The organism is Streptomyces sp. NRRL F-6492, assembly GCF_001280125.1.
Classification (GTDB): Bacteria; Actinomycetota; Actinomycetes; order Streptomycetales; family Streptomycetaceae; genus Streptomyces.
On the sequence record NZ_LGEG01000077.1, the window covers coordinates 1 to 3,347 of the forward strand.

At 72.4% G+C, this 3,347-nt stretch carries 6 protein-coding genes; 1 reads left to right on the top strand and 5 read right to left on the bottom strand.

Annotated elements, in window-relative coordinates:
• Positions 1–86 precede the first annotated feature (86 nt).
• The 3 genes from ADL08_RS08770 to ADL08_RS08780 all read right to left on the bottom strand — a co-directional run bounded on the left by ADL08_RS08770 (position 87) and on the right by ADL08_RS08780 (position 1,431).
• Positions 87–701 (bottom strand): LysE family transporter, encoded by a 615-nt coding sequence (locus ADL08_RS08770; RefSeq protein WP_053641507.1) that lies wholly within the window; start codon positions 699–701, stop codon positions 87–89.
• On the bottom strand, positions 698–1,018 hold the full coding sequence (locus ADL08_RS08775) for a DUF2087 domain-containing protein (protein ID WP_053641508.1): 321 nt from the start codon (positions 1,016–1,018) through the stop codon (positions 698–700). The genes ADL08_RS08770 and ADL08_RS08775 overlap by 4 nt, the downstream gene beginning before the upstream one ends.
• A 134-nt stretch (positions 1,019–1,152) precedes the next feature.
• Positions 1,153–1,431 (bottom strand): hypothetical protein, encoded by a 279-nt coding sequence (locus ADL08_RS08780; RefSeq protein WP_053641509.1) that lies wholly within the window; start codon positions 1,429–1,431, stop codon positions 1,153–1,155.
• 166 nt (positions 1,432–1,597) lie between these two features.
• On the opposite strand from ADL08_RS08780, the gene ADL08_RS08785 reads away from it, so the two are divergent.
• A complete protein-coding gene (locus ADL08_RS08785; protein WP_053641510.1) occupies positions 1,598–2,122 on the top strand; it encodes a DUF6328 family protein in 525 nt (174 codons plus the stop codon).
• Positions 2,123–2,133: 11 nt separating this feature from the next.
• Here the strand turns inward: ADL08_RS08785 and ADL08_RS08790 are convergent, their stop codons facing one another.
• Positions 2,134–2,316, bottom strand: coding sequence for a DUF397 domain-containing protein (locus ADL08_RS08790; RefSeq protein ID WP_053641511.1), 183 nt, complete (start codon positions 2,314–2,316; stop codon positions 2,134–2,136).
• Complete coding sequence (locus ADL08_RS08795; RefSeq protein WP_053641512.1) at positions 2,309–3,118, bottom strand: Scr1 family TA system antitoxin-like transcriptional regulator; 810 nt, start codon at positions 3,116–3,118, stop codon at positions 2,309–2,311. The genes ADL08_RS08790 and ADL08_RS08795 overlap by 8 nt, the downstream gene beginning before the upstream one ends.
• Positions 3,119–3,347: the final 229 nt, after the last annotated feature.

The window sequence follows — 3,347 nt, forward strand, 5'->3', positions numbered from 1 at the left end:
GCGCTGGTGGGGCTGGGGGGGGCGGCGGCCCTGGCGGCGGGGGCGCGGCGGGGCCGCTGACCGGCCCGACCGCTCCCGGCCTCCGCTCAGACCACCACCCCCACCGCCAGCGCCACGATCAGCGCGCTCGACGCGAGGGCCGTCGCCAGGCGGCCCCGGGGGCCCGTGACGGCACGACCCAGGAGCGTGCCCGTTCCCGCCAGGAGGAGCTGCCAGCTCGCGGAGGCGGCGAAGGCCGCGAGGACGAAGGCGGCCGCCCCGGCCGGGCCCGTCGCCGGACGGCCGCCGAGGACGAGGGCGGTGAAGTAGAGCACGGTCAGGGGGTTGAGGACCGTGATCCCCAGGAAGGCGAGGAACGCGCGCCGGGGAGCCGGCGAGAACTCCCGCCCCGGGGCCGTACCGCCGCGGTACGCCCGTACGGCCCGCCACGCGGAGTGCGCCGCGAGCGCGACGAGGACCAGGGCCGAGCCCAGGCGCAGGGGGGTCGCCACCGGGGCGAGGAGGGGGACGAGGGCCGCGCCGCCGAGGACGGCCAGCAGGGCGTACAGCCCGTCCGCGGTGGCGATGCCGAGCGCCGCGCCCGCCCCCGTACGCCACGGGGAACGGGCCGCGACCGCCACCAGGTGGGCGCCGACGGCGCCGACCGGGATCGCGATGCCGTAGCCGGCCAGGAGGCCGGCCACCACCGGGCCCGCCGTCACGCGACGGCGGGGATCGCGCCTCCGGGAGTGCCGGTCCGCTGCTGTCGGCGGTAGGCGGCGCCGTCCTTCGTACGGGAGAGGAAGCCGCCGGTCACGAGGTACCGGCGCAGGGCCGGGAAGTCCTCGTGCACGCCCTTCAGCGCCTCGTTGACCTCGGACTCGCGGTAGGTCCGGCCGGTCTCGAAGAGGGTCGCGGCGAGGTGCGCGAGCAGCGCCTCGCGACGGGCGGCCCGGCGCGGGACCGCCTTGAGGCGCCCGTCGGCGGCGAACAGGTCCGCGACGGACGCGACGGGCGGGTGCGGAGGATGACTGGTCATGGACGAGGAGCCTGGCCCCCGGGCCCCGCCCGCCGCAAAGGGTTTTCGACGGCCCCGCGCGCCGTCGGCGCGGAAGGGTTTCGGCCGTCCCGCGCGCCGTCAGCGCGGAAAGGTTTCGGCCGGCCCGCGCGCCGTCAGCGCAGGACGACGTTCACGGCCTGCTGCACCGTCGGCAGCATCGACGAGATGCCGGCCCGCTCCATGATCGGCCGTGCCCGCTCCACGAAGGCGAGGAACTGGTCCTCGGAGTCCCAGAAGTCGACGACCTTCCAACCCCCTTCCCCGTCGGGTCCGGCCGCGTGCGCGATGAGCCCGTCCGCCGGGAACCAGTCGGTGCCCCCGAGCTGCCGCATGAGCTCCTCGTACTGCTCCTCGGTCACACCGGGGATCTCGACGGTGACGATGACGGCCATGGTGTCGCTCCTGTACGCGCGGGGGTGTCCCGCCCAGCACAGCAGTCGCCCCCGGGACCCGCACGGGGGCGGGGCCGAACGGACGAAGGGGCACGCCTCGCTCCCCGCCCGGGGCGGTGGGAGACTTTCCCTGGGGGCCGTGGGGAACCTTGGCGAGGAGCGCGTCATGGCACCGGAACCGGAAGGCCACGGGGACGCCGCGCCCGGGCCCTCCGCCCCGCGCCGGGGGCGCGACGAGTCGGCCGAGGAGCGCGCGGACCGGATGTGGGTCGACCTGCTGCAGGAGCTGCGGGTGGCCCAGACCGGCGTGCAGATCCTCTTCGGCGTCCTGTTCATCGCCGTCTTCCAGCCCGCCTTCACCGACCTGGGCGACACCGACCGCGCCCTCTACGTCACCGCGGTCGTCCTGGGCGCGGCCAGCGCGGGGTCCCTCATCGGCCCGGTGGCCCTGCACCGGGCGGTCGCGGGCCGCCGCATCAAGCCGCAGACGGTGGTGATCGCCGCCCGGATGGCCAGGACCGGGCTGCTGCTCCTCGCGGTGACCACCGTCCTGACCCTGCTCATGCTGCTGCGGGTGGCCCTCGACGACGCGCTCGCCGCCTGGCTGGCGGGTGCCGTCGGCGTCTGGCTGTTCACCCTCTGGTTCGCGCTCCCCCTCTGGGCGAGACGCCACTACACGAGCCGGGAGTAGGCGGAGGAGGGTCAGACCTCGTGCGTCCGCGCGAACGCGGTGAACGCGGACCAGGCGGCCGGGGCGGCGGTCAGCTCGCCCCTGGCGTGGTCCTTGGTGTCCCGGACGCGGACGAGGGGGAGGTTGTCGGCGACCTCGACGCAGTTGTCGTTGTTGCCGCTGTACGTGCTCTTGTGCCATATGGGCTCAGTCATCGTGCATCCCCAGTACGTCACGCATGAACTTTCGTGATTCATCGACCCCGAGGGCGTCGGCGTGAAGCCGATCATAGATCTTCTGGAAGAGAGTGACCTCTGTCGCTTCGACCACGTAGCGACCGGTGCCGAATCCCTCGGTGTAGGCGGTTCGGTCGCCCGAAGGCAGGGTCAGCAGACTCACCGATCCGCGGATGACCGCACGGTCGGTGCGCAAGACCTGCACGTTGATGAACGGTCTCTCAGTGGCTTCGAGCAGCCACTCGATCTGTTCGCGCATGATCCGCTTCGACCCCATCACCTTCGTGAGGGCCGACTCGTCGAGGACGATCCACAACCAGGGCGGCTGCGGCCCGTCGAACACGGCCTGGCGTTCGCTTCGCCGCTGGACGGAGCTCTCGATGTCGGTGACTTCGTCGGGATCCTCCAACTTCATGATCGCTCGCGCGTACTCCGGGGTCTGCAACAGGCCGGGTATCACCAGGGAGAACTCGTAGATGGCACGCGCCCGCGCCTGATCCCTCAGAAACCCCTGCGCGTAGTCGCGGAAAGCGACCCGGTCCCGGATCGTCAGCAGGTTCGCCAGCTTCCCGCCCAGCTCCAGCACTTGGTCGATCTGGCGCCCGAGCTTCAGGTCTGGCGGATCACCGTTCTCGATCTCGGAGATACGCGTCGTACTGCTGAACACCTTGGCCGCGAGGTCCTGTTGCCGCCACCCGAGCCGCTTGCGTGCATCCCGGACCAGGTCGGCGATGAAGCTCTCCAGGCTCTCGCTCGGGTCGATCTCGTTCTCCGCGGGCATATGCCACGTTCCCCGTTCCCCTCCGGAAACCCAACTCCTGGTGAGCGTAGGACGGCACGCGTCATCGTGAAGGTGTCCGAAGAAGATCCACCAGAAAGAGGGCCCTCCATGGGTACACTCCCGCCCCCACCCCCCACCCCCCCCGCCTCCCCGCAGGACGCCGCCCCCATCTCCCCGGACCTCAAGCACGCCATGGACACCGCCGGGCTCCCCACCAACGGGCTGTACC